At 46.1% G+C, this 13,887-nt stretch carries 17 protein-coding genes; 4 read left to right on the top strand and 13 right to left on the bottom strand.

Translation table 11 applies throughout. The features are described 5' to 3' along the window. Positions 1 to 20: 20 nt before the first annotated feature. The 6 genes from flgG to flgB are packed head-to-tail and all read right to left on the bottom strand — an operon-like array spanning position 21 to position 4,369. Positions 21 to 803 (bottom strand): flagellar basal-body rod protein FlgG, encoded by a 783-nt coding sequence (gene flgG / locus ABF87_RS07655; RefSeq protein ID WP_160828547.1) that lies wholly within the window; start codon positions 801 to 803, stop codon positions 21 to 23. A gap of 22 nt (positions 804 to 825) precedes the next feature. Further along, complete coding sequence (gene flgF / locus ABF87_RS07650) at positions 826 to 1,569, bottom strand: flagellar basal-body rod protein FlgF (RefSeq protein WP_160828546.1); 744 nt, start codon at positions 1,567 to 1,569, stop codon at positions 826 to 828. Positions 1,570 to 1,595: 26 nt separating this feature from the next. Then, on the bottom strand, positions 1,596 to 2,864 hold the full coding sequence (flgE, locus tag ABF87_RS07645) for a flagellar hook protein FlgE (RefSeq protein ID WP_160828545.1): 1,269 nt from the start codon (positions 2,862 to 2,864) through the stop codon (positions 1,596 to 1,598). Positions 2,865 to 2,877: 13 nt separating this feature from the next. Further along, positions 2,878 to 3,543: a flagellar hook assembly protein FlgD gene (locus tag ABF87_RS07640; RefSeq protein ID WP_345789893.1), complete on the bottom strand. Its 666-nt coding sequence runs from the start codon at positions 3,541 to 3,543 to the stop codon at positions 2,878 to 2,880. Positions 3,544 to 3,551: 8 nt separating this feature from the next. Beyond that, positions 3,552 to 3,956 (bottom strand): flagellar basal body rod protein FlgC, encoded by a 405-nt coding sequence (gene flgC, locus ABF87_RS07635; RefSeq protein ID WP_160828544.1) that lies wholly within the window; start codon positions 3,954 to 3,956, stop codon positions 3,552 to 3,554. A 2-nt stretch (positions 3,957 to 3,958) separates the two neighbouring features. Beyond that, positions 3,959 to 4,369 (bottom strand): flagellar basal body rod protein FlgB, encoded by a 411-nt coding sequence (flgB, locus tag ABF87_RS07630; RefSeq protein ID WP_160828543.1) that lies wholly within the window; start codon positions 4,367 to 4,369, stop codon positions 3,959 to 3,961. Between the two features lie 207 nt (positions 4,370 to 4,576). On the opposite strand from flgB, the gene flgA reads away from it, so the two are divergent. From flgA to ABF87_RS07610, 4 genes are all read left to right on the top strand, one after another. Continuing rightward, positions 4,577 to 5,290, top strand: coding sequence for a flagellar basal body P-ring formation chaperone FlgA (gene flgA / locus ABF87_RS07625; RefSeq protein ID WP_160828542.1), 714 nt, complete (start codon positions 4,577 to 4,579; stop codon positions 5,288 to 5,290). A gap of 90 nt (positions 5,291 to 5,380) precedes the next feature. After that, on the top strand, positions 5,381 to 5,644 hold the full coding sequence (locus ABF87_RS07620) for an acyl carrier protein (RefSeq protein WP_164503186.1): 264 nt from the start codon (positions 5,381 to 5,383) through the stop codon (positions 5,642 to 5,644). Positions 5,645 to 5,757: 113 nt separating this feature from the next. After that, entirely contained in the window at positions 5,758 to 6,126 is a 369-nt protein-coding gene (locus ABF87_RS07615; RefSeq protein ID WP_160828541.1) for an Mth938-like domain-containing protein, read from the top strand. Positions 6,127 to 6,402: 276 nt separating this feature from the next. Further along, the gene (locus tag ABF87_RS07610) at positions 6,403 to 6,651 is read left to right on the top strand and encodes a hypothetical protein (protein ID WP_160828540.1); all 249 of its coding nucleotides are present in this window, start codon (positions 6,403 to 6,405) and stop codon (positions 6,649 to 6,651) included. 296 nt (positions 6,652 to 6,947) lie between these two features. On the opposite strand, the gene hslU is transcribed toward ABF87_RS07610, so the two are convergent. The 7 genes from hslU to ABF87_RS07575 form a co-directional block, all read right to left on the bottom strand. Then, on the bottom strand, positions 6,948 to 8,279 hold the full coding sequence (hslU, locus tag ABF87_RS07605) for an ATP-dependent protease ATPase subunit HslU (protein WP_160828539.1): 1,332 nt from the start codon (positions 8,277 to 8,279) through the stop codon (positions 6,948 to 6,950). Between the two features lie 108 nt (positions 8,280 to 8,387). After that, complete coding sequence (gene hslV / locus ABF87_RS07600) at positions 8,388 to 8,909, bottom strand: ATP-dependent protease subunit HslV (RefSeq protein WP_160828538.1); 522 nt, start codon at positions 8,907 to 8,909, stop codon at positions 8,388 to 8,390. A 330-nt stretch (positions 8,910 to 9,239) separates the two neighbouring features. After that, complete coding sequence (gene xerC / locus ABF87_RS07595; RefSeq protein WP_160828537.1) at positions 9,240 to 10,139, bottom strand: tyrosine recombinase XerC; 900 nt, start codon at positions 10,137 to 10,139, stop codon at positions 9,240 to 9,242. Further along, positions 10,123 to 10,836, bottom strand: coding sequence for a DUF484 family protein (locus tag ABF87_RS07590; RefSeq protein ID WP_240143587.1), 714 nt, complete (start codon positions 10,834 to 10,836; stop codon positions 10,123 to 10,125). The genes xerC and ABF87_RS07590 overlap by 17 nt, the downstream gene beginning before the upstream one ends. Positions 10,837 to 10,850: 14 nt before the next feature. Further along, on the bottom strand, positions 10,851 to 11,678 hold the full coding sequence (gene dapF / locus ABF87_RS07585) for a diaminopimelate epimerase (protein ID WP_160828536.1): 828 nt from the start codon (positions 11,676 to 11,678) through the stop codon (positions 10,851 to 10,853). Further along, entirely contained in the window at positions 11,678 to 12,208 is a 531-nt protein-coding gene (locus ABF87_RS07580; RefSeq protein ID WP_160828535.1) for a GNAT family N-acetyltransferase, read from the bottom strand. The genes dapF and ABF87_RS07580 overlap by 1 nt, the downstream gene beginning before the upstream one ends. A gap of 1,043 nt (positions 12,209 to 13,251) precedes the next feature. After that, positions 13,252 to 13,689 carry a PGPGW domain-containing protein gene (locus tag ABF87_RS07575; protein WP_160828534.1) on the bottom strand — a complete coding sequence of 146 codons (438 nt, stop codon included), beginning with the start codon at positions 13,687 to 13,689 and terminating at the stop codon, positions 13,252 to 13,254. Positions 13,690 to 13,887 lie beyond the last annotated feature (198 nt).

Genomic DNA, 13,887 nt, shown 5'->3' with positions numbered 1-13,887 from the left:
ACTCCACATGGCGATTTTGATTACAATTGAGATAACCGTTGCAACATTTGATCGGAAGTTTCGATCGACTTGGAATTCATTTCGTACGCACGCTGGGTTTGAATCATGTTGACCAATTCTTCCACGACATTGACATTGGAAGTTTCCACGAAATTCTGTTCGAGCAATCCCAAGCCATTGGTTCCGGGCGCATTTTGATTGGGTGTTCCGCTGGATGCGGTTTCCATATACAAATTCTCGCCCATTTTTTGCAAGCCAGCCGGATTGATAAAGCTGGCCAATTGAATATTCCCAACTTGAAGCGGTGCGGTAGAGCCAGGTACCGTGGCCGATACTGTCCCATCCCGCGCAACCGTAATCGCGGTAGCGTTGGGCGGTACCGTGATCGCTGGCTGAACGGGATAACCGCTGGAAGTCACTACCTGACCATTGATATCCGATTGAAATGCTCCGTCCCGAGTATAGGCAGTCGTGCCATCAGGCAAGAGCACTTGGAAAAAACCCACACCGCGAATCGCCACATCTTTCTGGTTGTCAGTCTGCTGAAGCCCGCCCTGAGTAAAAATACTTTCGGTCGCAACGGGCTTGACGCCTGTGCCGAGTTGCAGTCCGGATGGTAATTGCGTTTGTTGAGAGGATTGCGCACCCGGTTGACGCAGTGTCTGATACAGCAAATCTTCAAATACTGCGCGTGCGCGCTTGAATCCATTCGTGCTAGTGTTTGCCAAGTTGTTGGCGATGACATCCATCTTGGTTTGCTGCGCATCAAGACCTGTTTTGGAAATCCATAGTGAACGTATCATTTCAGTTAACCTCTTCGTTTAATTAGGCTCTTAGAACCATTATTTCGCTCGCTTGCTCGGCATTTCGCTGAGCACTATCCAACATCTTCATTTGCATATCGAATTGACGAGCCAGTGCGATCATGCTGACCATCTCATGCACGACATTCACGTTGCTGCCTTCCAATGTACCGTCGATGAGCCGCACTCTGCCGTCCACCGGCGCAGTCTTGCCATCCTTTAACCGAAACAAGCCATCGGGGCCTTTAACCAAGCTGTCTTCGGGCGGATTGACCAGTTTGATGCGGCCTACTGCAGCGACGGTATTGGGCTGCGGATTGATCGGAACCGAGGACACCGTTCCATCGACCCCAATCGTGATGCGAGTCTCAGGCGGAACTGCGATGATGCCTGTCTCACCTTTCACTTTGAGTCCATTCTGGGTCAGCAATACGCCATTCGGGCTCACCTGCAGACTTCCATTACGGGTATAGGCCTCTTCACCATTATCGAGCTGCACGGTAATCCAGCCGGAACCTTTGACGGCCACATCCAGATCCCGTCCCGTCGTCTCTAAGTGCCCCGTCGAGAAATCCGCTGCCGTGGTTGAATCAACAACAAAAGCACGCGTGGGCAATCCATCGCCAAATACCGGCACCGCACGGAATGCATTATTCTCGGCACGAAAACCCGTGGTTGATGCATTCGCCAGATTATGCGCAACCGTTGCCTGCTGATTCAGCGTATGATTTGCGCCGGTCATCGAGGTGTAAATAAGTCGGTCCATAAGATCGCACCTAAGTTAATAAATAATTAGAGATTAACCAGTGTCTGCAATACCGCGTCCTGGGTTTCTATCGACTTGGCATTTGCTTGATACATGCGTTGCGCGGTGATCATTTTTACCAGCTCTGTTGTCAAATCGACATTGGCATCTTCAATCGCGGAAGCTTGCAATACACCGAGCGTGCCTGTTTTCGGCGCTCCAACCAGAGGCTGGCCGGAACTTGGTGTCTCGATCCACTGCCCATTACCGACGGCAGCCAATCCTTGCGGATTGATAAAGTTGGCTAGCGCGACTTGCGCAATGGGTCGGCTTTCACCATTGCTGTAATTTCCTTGTATGATCCCTTCCGGAGAGGTTGAAAATCCCGCCAAACGGCTGGCTGAATAACCATCCTGGAAATTAGATTTGACACTCGAAGCTGATCCGAATTGCGTGGTTTCGGTCAGATCCAGATCAAAAACCAGCGGTGAAATGGCTCCAAGCGTCGCATCAAGCGTAGTCAAATTAACCGATACGCTAATGGGTGCGGCGGCTGCGCCATCTATCCCAGTTAAAACTCCAGCCCCATCAAAAGTGAGCGATGAAGAAGAAGGATTTATTCCTACAGGAGCACCCGTTGTATCATCCACTTTGCCGTCAACAGTGACATACGTATTCCAGGTATTTGGAGTTGCCGTTTTCTGGAAATAAATCGCCAACTGATGCGAATTACCCAAGCTGTCATAGATGGTTCCGGATTTCGTGAAATTGAAGCTGTCCAGATTGGTCGCATCAAAGGTAGTCACAGATGCTGGAGGTTCTGTTGAATCCAAATTAAAAGCCCAGTCAAATTTCGAGGTCACTTTAGGCGGCAGATCTGCGGTATTCAGTTTCAGATTAACTGTTTTGCTGGAATCAACATTCCCTTCTGCATCAGCCATGTAACCTGTCAAATTCAATCCCTTTGCGTCGGTCAGGAATCCTTGCTCATCGAGCTGAAATTGACCATTCCTGCTATAGCTTATGGCGCCGTTGTCGCTCATGCGGAAGAACCCTTGTCCATCAATTGCGATATCCAGTGGATTGTTGGTCATCGAAATGTTGCCTTGATTGAAGGATTGCCCGATGGTGGCTACTTTGGCGCCAATACCAACTTGAGATACGCCGGCACCGTTAATTGAATTGGACAGAATATCGGTGAACTGAGCTCTGGATTGTTTAAATCCGGCCGTGTTCACGTTGGCGATATTATTTCCGATCACATCCAAATTTGTTGATGCAGCGCTCAGACCGCTTAAACCCTGTTGAAAACTCATGGTGCTCTCCTCATTAAAATACTTGTTTGATGTCGGTCAGGCCGACAATTCCTAATTTACCCATATCCAGCAATGCGCCATCGTCAGCAGGGGAAACACTCTTTACAGCGCCCAGAGCGAGTTGAGTGGCCTTAACTTCCTCTCCTCCTCGAGTTGCTTTCACTTCGAATGTATAGCTTCCATCCGCGGCCGTTGTGTTATTGTCGGTTTTGCCATCCCACGAAATGGTATTTACACCCGTTGGGAACGCCTCCAGAGTCATCGTACGAATAGTGATACCCGCACTGTCCTTGATCGTTACTTGAACTTGATCGACCGGCTGCTCCAATTCAATACCCATTTTTGCCGAGCCTCCGTTCAATTCGACTGAATTGCCGGCAACGAATGCGCTATGCCCGATCATGCCGGTGGCCTCCATCGACAGGCTTTCACCTACATCATCGGTCAATGCCTGTAATGTCGTGTTCAATTTATCGATGCCCGATACCGTACTAATTTGAGCGATCTGACTGGTCACTTCGGCATTGTCCATTGGCTTGAGCGGATCCTGGTTTTTCATCTGAGTCACCAACAGCTTCAGAAAACGATCCTGTGGGTTTTCAACAGTTTTCTTGCTGGAAACTCCCGTCGTAACTGCTGAGTTGATTGCGGAATTGGTTTGCTGGATAGTACTCATCATGATTTCCTTTATTGACCAATGGTCAATGTTTTTTGTAACAGTGATTTGGTGGTATTCATCATATCGACGCTATTCTGGTAGGAACGCGAAGCCGACATCATATTGACCATTTCATCGACCACATTCACATTCGGCATCGTCACATAGCCATTCTTATCAGCCAATGGATGTTTGGGTTCAAATACTTGCCGCATTGGCGAAGGATCGTGAACGACCCCGGCAACTTTTACGCCACTTGCGCCATTTGCGGCGGCCTGCAATGTGCTGAACACAACTTGGCGCCCCCGGTAGGGTTCTCCAGTTGAACTGGTCACACTGTCTGCATTTGAAAGATTACTGGCCACCACATTCAACCGCTGTGATTGGGCGGACATCGCTGAGCTGGCAATATTGAACACATTGAACAAGGACATGATTATCTCTCCTGCATAGCTAACATGAGGTTTCTAAACTCATTATTGATAAAAGAAATACTGGCATCATACTTGATTGAATTATCAGCGAATTGAGTGCGCTCATGATCCATGTCGACTGTGTTACCATCTGCACTCGGTTGCAAAGGTACGCGATAGAGTAAGCTGTCTCCGAAAATTCCTTCTGCGGCGGAATTAAAATGCATGGGGGAAGTCGAATTGAGATTGACGGTGGCTTGAGCTGGAGTAGTAGCCAGCTTTTCACGAAGCATACTAGCGAAATCAATGTCTTTCGCTTTAAAATTAGGAGTATCGGCATTGGCGACATTACTTGACAGCAATTCTTGTCGCGCAACTCTTAAGCTTAATGCCTGATGATGAAAATTGAGTTCTTTATCCAATTTATTAATCATTGTATTAACCCTGATCAAAATTTTTCTTAACCGACTATAAGCATTTAGCATGCCAGGTATTTATAATTATTTAACATACTGATTAATAAACAATAAAAGCATAATATGAGTTCTGTTTTCAATATAAAAGTGCAAATCTCTCGTTAAAACACGAAGCTCACGGCAATAATTGCCGGCAGCGGCAAACTATCAATCGATCCATTAATCATGACTCGACACTTACTATGGATATTCAGTGTGCTGGCGTTTTTTTCGCCCTGTTCACTGGCAGATGAACAAAAACCTGCTGCGCAATACCAAGAAACCTCATTGATAAAAAATGCGGTTGAGAATTTTATTTACAGCCAAACCGCAACATTGCCCGGACAAATCACCGTGAACGTCGACAATATCGATCGGCATCTTAATCTGGCCAAGTGCCCGGAGCTGGAGCCTTTCATGCCAGCAGGAGGACGTTTGTGGGGAAGAACTTCGGTCGGTGTTCGCTGTAATAATCCATCCGCAAGCTGGACTATCTATGTTCAGGCTGAAGTCAACATCATGGTCAATGTTCTTCATGCCACGCGGCCAATTTCCACCGGACAGACACTCACCTATGAAGACATTACCCCTCAGAATATGAATGTGACTCAAATGCCGGATGGAATAACCACCGATACCGCAAAAGTCATTGGTAAAGTTGCGACCACTAACATCTCTGCCGGTCAACCTCTGCGCTCGCAGATGCTACGTGCGCCATATGCCATCTTACGCGGTCAGAAAGTCAATCTCGTCGTTCAGGGGAAAGGGTTCAGTGTGAGTTCAGAAGGACAAGCCCTGACGGATGCTGCGGAGGGACAAGTCGTGCAAGTACGGAATAAGTCTGGTCGCATCATCAGTGGAATCGCGCGCATCAATTCAATTGTTGAAATCCAACATTAACAGACAAAACAATTAACATGCCGCCTATTTCCAATAAATTCTGCCAACGATTTTTATAAAAATGCTACGCCTTTAAAAATAATCATAAGAATGGATAACACCACCCAAACAAAAAAAATCTTGTCTGATGTATTAGGGTTGAATGCACAAATCGACTCAATGTCTAAAGATACCGTTTTACTCGGAAATATTCCCGAACTTGATTCAGTAGCCGTGGTTGCCATCATTGTTGCATTGGAAAAAAATTTCTCAATTACCATCCATGATGATGAAATCAGTGCTCAAACTTTCCAGACACTGGGTACGCTAATTAACTTCATCGATAAGAAAGTAGCCCTTAAGACCAGCCTATGATTGCATGCTCACGAAAATCTGGTTCGATGATAGGAGCTCGGATCATCAAATTGTATTTTGACGAACATGATGCATCATCATTAGCATCAAATCATTACCATTGAGAGCTCGCCATGAAATTACATTTGGCAAATTTTAATCATCAAAATATTTTCACCGGATATGGTGACGGGTATGTATTGATTAACCAGATACGCTATGAAAAAAACCTCATTGTGTTACCCGAACTTCTCATCGAGGATTGGGCGGTAGCATCTGTGTCGCAACTTGAATTTCAACACCTTGAAAAAGTTCTGGTGCATGCCCCGGAAATCATTATTCTGGGGACGGGGGATAAACATCGATTTCCCGCACAAGCTTTGCTGCATCAATTAGCTCAATCGAGGATTGCCATTGAAATCATGGATACTCGAGCGTGCTGTCGAACCTATAACATTCTGGTAGAGGAAGGCCGTCGAGTAGCAGCCGCCTTATTTATCTGATGTTCGTGCTATCTACCTTGAACCTCACTTCGAAGCAATGCTGAAAAGGCAGCAAACAATGACGATGACAGCGCCAATTCAAGAAAAACCCACTCTACAAGCATTGCTTAAAACTTCATTACTAACCCTGAATTATGCTATAGTTCAGCGGCTCAAATCGCAAGATTTCAAAAAGAAATGGCCATGGTATTTATGATTGTGATAAATTCATGTTTGGAAAGAAAGTCAGGTGCATTAACATTGGCTTGTTTGTAAATTTAATATAGGAGAGTTCAAATGAACAAAATTCTTATGGGTGCAATCGCTTCAGTCTTTTTACTCGGCTCAACCGCTACTTTTGCAAGTGGAAATAAAGAATCTGCATTACCACCCGTATCTGCTCAAGACTTACTCAATAAAATCGCCTGTGAAGGAAAAAAAGCTGGTGAAAAAATCAGAGATCGCACAGATGGCGAAATGGTAACCTGTCCAGCTAAAATCAAAAACCCAAGAACGGGTGGACCAGCAGCAGGATCATCTTATTAATAAAACAATCTATTGCATTGTTAAGTTAATAAAATTAAAAAACGAGCAAGAGCAAGAAGCAAACTAATCTGTATCTGGCCAAGCTGAATGGAATTTCTATTTTGTTCAGAGAACAATAAAGGTGCACCTACCATCAGCTTGGCTAAGTACATACCCCTTCAAGAGTAACTTCTCTATCTGCATTCAAGCCAATAGACTCATCATTTAATCAGCATCCGCTTGTTCAAAGCATGATTACAGCGTAGGTACGCAGAGATTATTGACGAGCCGTTGTCAGCATCTTTCAAACTAATGCTCTATAGAACATAGCGAGCCAGATCTTCGCTCTGAGAAAGATTCTTGAGACGCTCATCAACGTAGGCAGCATCGATCATGATCGATTCCCCGCTACGCTTGGGCGCATTATAGGAAATTTCTTCGAGTAGTTTTTCCATTACGGTGTGTAAGCGTCGTGCCCCGATATTCTCCGTTTTACTATTCACTGAAAACGCAATTTCAGCCAATCGCTTGATGGCATCGCCACCAAACTGCAGTTGTATCCCTTCCGTTGCAAGTAATGCTTCATACTGACGCGTAAGACAGGCGTCGGTATTGATCAGAATTTGCTCAAAATCACTGACACTCAAACTCGCCAATTCGACCCGGATAGGAAAACGGCCCTGTAATTCCGGAATCAGATCGGAGGGTTTGGACATATGAAAAGCACCGCTGGCAATGAATAGAATATGATCGGTTTTGATCATTCCATATTTGGTGGAAACCGTCGTGCCTTCCACCAACGGCAGTAAATCCCGCTGAACACCCTGGCGTGACACATCGCCACCGGTATTTCCGCTACGACTGGCGATTTTATCGATTTCATCCAGAAACACGATGCCATTCTGCTCAACACTCTGGATTGCGGTGAGTTTCAGCTCTTCATCATTCACCATTTTTGCGGCTTCTTCTTCGAGAAGAATCTTTTTTGCTTCACGTATCGTCAATTTGCGGGTTTTCTTTTTGTCTCCCGTCATGTTCTGGAACATGCCTTGTATCTGTGACGTTAAATCTTCCATGCCGGGCGGGGCAAAGATCTCCATATTGGCTCGAGGAGCGGCTATATCGATGTCTATTTCCTTGTCGTCGAGTTCGCCTTCACGCAATTTCTTGCGAAACTTCTGCCGTGTTGAGTTTTCTCGCTCTTCTGCAGTCGGTTGCGAGTCAAAATCCCTCGCAGTCGGCAGTAAAGCATCCAGAATACGATCTTCCGCACGATCTTCAGCAAGCGGCTGCTTTTTACGCGTTTCTCTTTCGCGCAGCTCTTTGATTGCGGTTTCAATGAGATCTCTGATAATCGAGTCGACATCTCGGCCGACATAGCCCACTTCGGTAAATTTGGTCGCTTCAATTTTAATGAACGGCGCATTTGCCAATTTTGCCAGACGCCGCGCAATCTCAGTCTTACCTACCCCCGTCGGACCGATCATCAAAATATTCTTCGGAGTGATTTCCTGACGCAACGGCTCAGCAATCTGCTGTCTGCGCCAGCGGTTTCTCAAGGCAATAGCGACAGCTCTCTTGGCTGAATTCTGACCGATAATATGTTTATCCAATTCGTGGACAATTTCCTGGGGGGTCATTTGAGACATATATAAAATTCTATGAGATCTGAAAAAGTGTCAAATTATCAAGCGCATCAATTAACTGATTGATAAAGACAAGGAAGATAAGTGAATCGTTGAATCGTGCAGAAAATTCTAACCGATCGTTTCAATCACATGATCCTGGTTTGTATAAATACAGATATCGCCAGCGATCGTGAGTGCTTTTGTGACAATATCCTGTGGAGACAACTCAGTGTTCTCCAATAACGCTCTCGCTGCTGCCAAAGCATATGAACCGCCGCTTCCTATCGCTGCAAGACCCAGCTCCGGTTCTATCACATCGCCCGCCCCCGTGATGATCAATGTCGCATCTTCATTGGCTACCACTAACATCGCTTCCAGTCTGCGTAAAATCCGATCGGTGCGCCAATCCTTAGCCAATTCGACGGCAGCCCGCATGATGTGCCCTTGATGCGCTTCCAGCTTAGCTTCAAATCGCTCAAACAGCGTGAAAGCATCCGCCGTACCTCCTGCAAACCCGGCTAAAATTTTGCCATGATATAGACGTCGAACTTTACGTGCACTGGATTTGGCGACAACCGCTCCCAGTGTTACTTGACCATCACCACCCAATGCAACCTGCCGGCCGCGTCTCACTGAAACAATTGTTGTCATTACATTTTCTGAATGTGTTGCAAAATGGCATTATAACGTATAAAACACAACTGGCTGTGTCGCAAAATTTACAGAAGCTCTGAAAAAGCCATGAGTGACTGACCGGCAAGCAAAATGGTATGAAAAATGCAAATTACGGAGGATGAATGAACAAGTGCAGTCAGTCTGAGGCCTTTCCTCCTATGAAACGCTGATCAGCTCGGCGAAAGAGCTGAAGTAATAGGCGCACGGCACGGAACGCAGCAACTGAGACAACTCAGCACGTTAAGCGAAGAAATAAGTACCGCACAACAAGCAATTCATTCGTGCAATCAATGACTCAGCGTTTCTCTAAGATTCAGCTTTTCGTTTAGCTCGTGGATGTGCAGAATCGTAAACCTTGGCAAGATGCTGAAAATCCAGATGGGTATAAACTTGGGTAGATGTAATTTGCGCATGCCCCAGCATTTCCTGAACAGCGCGCAAATCACCACTGGATTGCAATACGTGGGAAGCAAATGAATGACGCAAAATGTGCGGATGAACATTCTGATGCAGCCCCTGCAACTTCCCCCGCTGTTTCAAGCGATAAGCAATGGTTCTGCCACTGATCGCTACGCCTCGATGCGATAGAAAGAGCGCCGTTACCCCGGGTTGAAGCAGATAGGTTCGCTGTTCAAGCCATAATTTCAGAGCTTGAAGTGCTTGCTCACCCACTGGAACAATACGCGTTTTTCCTCCTTTTCCCAGCACCCTGACCGTTCCTTCTTCGAAATTGACATCAACCGGCTTAAGCTGTGTAAGCTCAGCCAATCGCAACCCCGACGAGTAAAACAATTCGAACATCGCGCTATCGCGTGCTGCGAGAGCATCATTCGGTGCAAAATTGAGCAATTGAGCAGTTTCATCCGGCGAAAGCACGTGAGGCAATTTCTGCGCCGATTTCGGCACCCGCACACCAGTACAGGGATTAAGCCGAAAGTGATGATCTCGAATCAGATAATGATAGAAACCACGCCACGCCGATAACATTCTGGTCAGGCTTTTCGGCGACAGCCCTTTTCCATGCGACTGAGCGATCATCTGACGAATGTTCGCCACCTGAACCTGTTCCAAATCACCGTTGCTGAGATAGTTGAGCAAAATCCGAATATCACGCGCATAACTGGCGCAGGTCAGCGGCGACAATCGCCGCTCGTAGGTGAGATGATCGATAAATGCATTAGCCAATAACTCAGGTTTGCTGCTCATTGGAGGCCTGATCGTCAAATTTGTCATTGTTGATGGCCTCAACCACGTCATAGCGAGTAATGGTAGTACACACCAATTCTCCCAACCGCTTCAGATGCAAGGTTCCCATTTCAGGATAGAATCGCTCGGCATCCGGGCTTCCCAGCACCAACAAACCGATCGTCCTGGTCGAGTTGAGCGGAATCATCGCAAACGAATGAAGATATTCAGCCCTCTCACCGAACCAATGTTTGATTTCATCAGCAACATGGTTGCCACAATAGGGCTGTGACAAACTTTCTGCGATCACATGCACATCTTCGCTGGTGGCGGTAAATTCCTCATGCGGCGAGCTCTGGTCATAAGAAATATTCCATAGCCTCACGGCAACCAAAGGCACAGCAAAATCCTCTTTGAGGCTGAAATACAATGCATTGAACAATTCATCCAGATTGGAAACGGAAAGAAGAGCAATGGCAAGCCGATGCATTTTTTCACTGATGGCATCATTTTCTTCACCGAAGCTGATCAGTTCGAGCAATTTATCCTGTAGCACACGGTTCCTGTCCCGTAATGAGATGACTTGGCGTTCATTCAGAGAAATCACTTTATCATCCTGAGGATGGGAAAGCTGAATGTCCGCAAGCAAATCAGCATATTCATCAAAAAACCGCGGGTGTTCATGTAAAAATTTTGCAACATCTTCCGGTTTCATCATTTTTCCTTGGTTGGTTACAAATTGATTTCGCCCTCAAATACCGTCGCTGCCGGCCCCGTCATCCAGACCGGTTCATCATTTCCGCCCCAGCCGATGCTTAACTCCCCTCCTTTCGTACTCACCACTGTTCGATCATCCAATAATCCCAGACTGATGCCCGCCACCACCGCGGCACAGGCTCCGGTTCCGCACGCCAGGGTCTCACCTGCACCCCGCTCATAGACTCGCAATTTAATGTGTTTCCGATCAATCACCTGCACATAGCCGACGTTGACATGCTTCGGGAAACGGGAATGAGCTTCTATCAGCGGGCCTTCCGTTTCGACCGGAGCGCTTTCAATATCGGGCACAACCCGAACGGCATGGGGATTACCCATGGACAAGGCCGAAAGCGTCACCGGCCCTGCCGGTAATTCAAGTTGATATGTCAATGCCTGTTTCTCCACCATGAATGGAATTTTATCGGGCTCGAAGATGGGCTTTCCCATATTCACCGTGATGCTTCCATCCATTTCGAGTTTGGGCGAGATGACACCGCTGAGCGTTTCGATACGAATCTCGCGTTTCCCCGTCAAGCCATGGTCATGCACATAGCGGACAAAACAGCGGGCGCCATTTCCACACTGTTCCACTTCACCGCCATCGGCATTGAAAATCCGATAACGGAAATCAGCTTGCCCAACAGCTTTTTCGACCAGCAATATCTGATCACAACCGATTCCGAAATGCCGGTCTGCAAGCCTCCGAATTTGCTGCTGATTCAACGCTACGGATTGATTGATTCCGTCCAGAACGACAAAATCATTACCCAACCCCTGCATTTTGGTAAATTTCAATTTCATCAGTGCTTTTCCCAACGGCTGACGTCAATCAACGTCATCAAGTAATCATCCATCACAAAACCATTTCCTATGTCGACAACGCTATCCCTGGTGATTTCAAAACCATAATGCCGATATGCTGAAATCGCCGTGTCATTGTGTTTATTCACGGTCAAGATAGCCGATTCCAGTTCATTTTTGTGCATTATATCAATAGCATCGGCTATTAATAAGGTACCGTAGCCTTTACGATGATGATTGCAATGAATGTACAGTTTGTCAATTTTAAGTTCATTCAAAGCCCTCATACTCATGCAACAGGAAAACCCAATGATTTCGTCATCAAGCACCAACTTTCTCCACCAGATATCCGGCATTGCTAGTTGCTCTGTGATCAACTCCGGACAATAACGTTGCGTCAGCATGTAATCTATTTGCTCTTTCGAAAGGATATCAGCGTAATGATGCCGCCAAATCGTCTCGGCCAGCTCCGAAATAACGCGCGCATCTGGAAGTGCCAAAGGCAATACAGAAAGTGACATATAACTCATTCATCAAAAACCAGGCTGAATTTGCCCACACAAACGACAAGCCTACACCAAAACCCATTATTGCCAGGTAATTCATTATAATCAGTTAGCTCTCGCAAATGTAGATCGCTAATACTTTCTATACCACATCAATCGAAAACCCAGGCAATCTCAATGGAAACACGTTTAAAATCCAGACTGAGAATCCAGCCAAGAGCGCAGTCTCAATGGAGTACATCAGCAAAAGGAGCCTGAGCTCAACACAGCATGATCAAGCGCAGCAGTTCTGAATGCCCCTTCATAAAAAAAACATCCATCACGAAGTATGGCAGCAACGCGATGGATGTGAGCGGAGGGAAGAAAGTGATTTTATTTTGCGTTGACAGTACTCGTTACAGGTTATATATGAACCATGAATACCATCATTTTTCTATGTCGAACCAAACGAACCATTTACTGGAGTATTTGGCACGAATGGGCAGCGTAGTTTCCGGATCATCAGTCGGCAGAACACCTGTGAAACGAAGCATTCTGGCCTGCTCGCCAATTTCCAAGAAACCTGCCTGCTAGCGTTGCTGCTGATCAAAAAGACAACGACCGCACAAAAGTACCCTGCGAAAGATCGGCGGCACAACGCTGACAGACCATTTTTCCTGAGCCATGCATACAGCCAGCTATGATGCTCGCGATAGCAAGATTCAAAAAGAACGTTGAACTGAAATGATTGGCCCATTGGTGACTATAGTTAAGATATATTTAATGTACTGACTGACGTATTGACTGACGGCAAATTCTGCCTGTAAAACTGAATAAATAAAATGTGACAAATTGTCGCAGCGCAAGACATTACGCCATTCAATAAAACTATTATTTAACCAGCACGACAGTGTAGCTATCGAGGATCAGAAAGAAGAAGGATACTGAGCTTGTGCGCAAAGCGCTTAAAACAACGAATCAGAGGCTGAAAACGTTAAATCAAGTAAACAATGTAATTTACAGCAGAGATCATCGCGCGGTTGAGCCATCATTTCAATGCAACATGACAAAAAATCGGAGTTCTTTATTTATCCATGGAACTCTGATGACAGCGTAAGGGGCGGCTTATGAAATTTGTAACGCATCGAATTGACCACGTTGAGTATCGCGGGCTGTCCGATAATCCTGGCTTCAAGTCTTCGCTTATAAGGAAAATCCAGAAGGGAGATTCCAATCAGCATCGTCAACAGTCCCTGTCCCGGCAGAAAAAGCATCAGGAATCCTACCGCCACAAATAGCGCGCCCACGGCATTTTTAATGATCAGGCCCAGCATACGCAACACGGGATGATGATCTTTCATCCAATGACGGGGCACGCGCAAATCAAAGTAATCGCTTGGTAATCGAACCAGGATCCACGGTATTGCAATCAAGGATCCAATAAAACCGATGATGGATGCTATCGTCAAGCCGACCAGCACATCAACCGAAACCCAATGCTGAAGTGTTCCCGAGATATTTTCCATAAAACCGCCTAGTGAAGCATCACCTGAGCCTGTAATTAACAGAAGCGCGCATAACAAAAATTGTGAACTTGCAAAAATTATCCTGCTATCGAGAAATCAATAGCAGGATGATAAGTGCTGATTATGACGACTAAAATTAAGGAACAATTCTATTGTTGAGGATTTCCGTGCTTTGATTATTCCAGATCACGTCTGTCA

This window comes from Nitrosomonas sp. JL21 (assembly GCF_009833095.1).
Lineage (GTDB): Bacteria > Pseudomonadota > Gammaproteobacteria > Burkholderiales > Nitrosomonadaceae > Nitrosomonas.
The sequence above is the reverse complement of the archived record's forward strand: the minus strand, read 5'-3'. Positions and strand labels throughout refer to the sequence as shown.

Coding starts and splice junctions, on each gene's coding strand:
- flgG (WP_160828547.1), bottom strand. CDS start 803: ATGATACGTTCACTATGGATTTCCAAAACAGGTCTTGATGCGCAGCAA.
- flgF (WP_160828546.1), bottom strand. CDS start 1,569: ATGGACCGACTTATTTACACCTCGATGACCGGCGCAAATCATACGCTG.
- flgE (WP_160828545.1), bottom strand. CDS start 2,864: ATGAGTTTTCAACAGGGTTTAAGCGGTCTGAGCGCTGCATCAACAAAT.
- ABF87_RS07640 (WP_345789893.1), bottom strand. CDS start 3,543: ATGATGAGTACTATCCAGCAAACCAATTCCGCAATCAACTCAGCAGTT.
- flgC (WP_160828544.1), bottom strand. CDS start 3,956: ATGTCCTTGTTCAATGTGTTCAATATTGCCAGCTCAGCGATGTCCGCC.
- flgB (WP_160828543.1), bottom strand. CDS start 4,369: ATGATTAATAAATTGGATAAAGAACTCAATTTTCATCATCAGGCATTA.
- flgA (WP_160828542.1), top strand. CDS start 4,577: ATGACTCGACACTTACTATGGATATTCAGTGTGCTGGCGTTTTTTTCG.
- ABF87_RS07620 (WP_164503186.1), top strand. CDS start 5,381: ATGGATAACACCACCCAAACAAAAAAAATCTTGTCTGATGTATTAGGG.
- ABF87_RS07615 (WP_160828541.1), top strand. CDS start 5,758: ATGAAATTACATTTGGCAAATTTTAATCATCAAAATATTTTCACCGGA.
- ABF87_RS07610 (WP_160828540.1), top strand. CDS start 6,403: ATGAACAAAATTCTTATGGGTGCAATCGCTTCAGTCTTTTTACTCGGC.
- hslU (WP_160828539.1), bottom strand. CDS start 8,279: ATGTCTCAAATGACCCCCCAGGAAATTGTCCACGAATTGGATAAACAT.
- hslV (WP_160828538.1), bottom strand. CDS start 8,909: ATGACAACAATTGTTTCAGTGAGACGCGGCCGGCAGGTTGCATTGGGT.
- xerC (WP_160828537.1), bottom strand. CDS start 10,139: ATGAGCAGCAAACCTGAGTTATTGGCTAATGCATTTATCGATCATCTC.
- ABF87_RS07590 (WP_240143587.1), bottom strand. CDS start 10,836: ATGATGAAACCGGAAGATGTTGCAAAATTTTTACATGAACACCCGCGG.
- dapF (WP_160828536.1), bottom strand. CDS start 11,678: ATGAAATTGAAATTTACCAAAATGCAGGGGTTGGGTAATGATTTTGTC.
- ABF87_RS07580 (WP_160828535.1), bottom strand. CDS start 12,208: ATGAGTTATATGTCACTTTCTGTATTGCCTTTGGCACTTCCAGATGCG.
- ABF87_RS07575 (WP_160828534.1), bottom strand. CDS start 13,689: ATGGAAAATATCTCGGGAACACTTCAGCATTGGGTTTCGGTTGATGTG.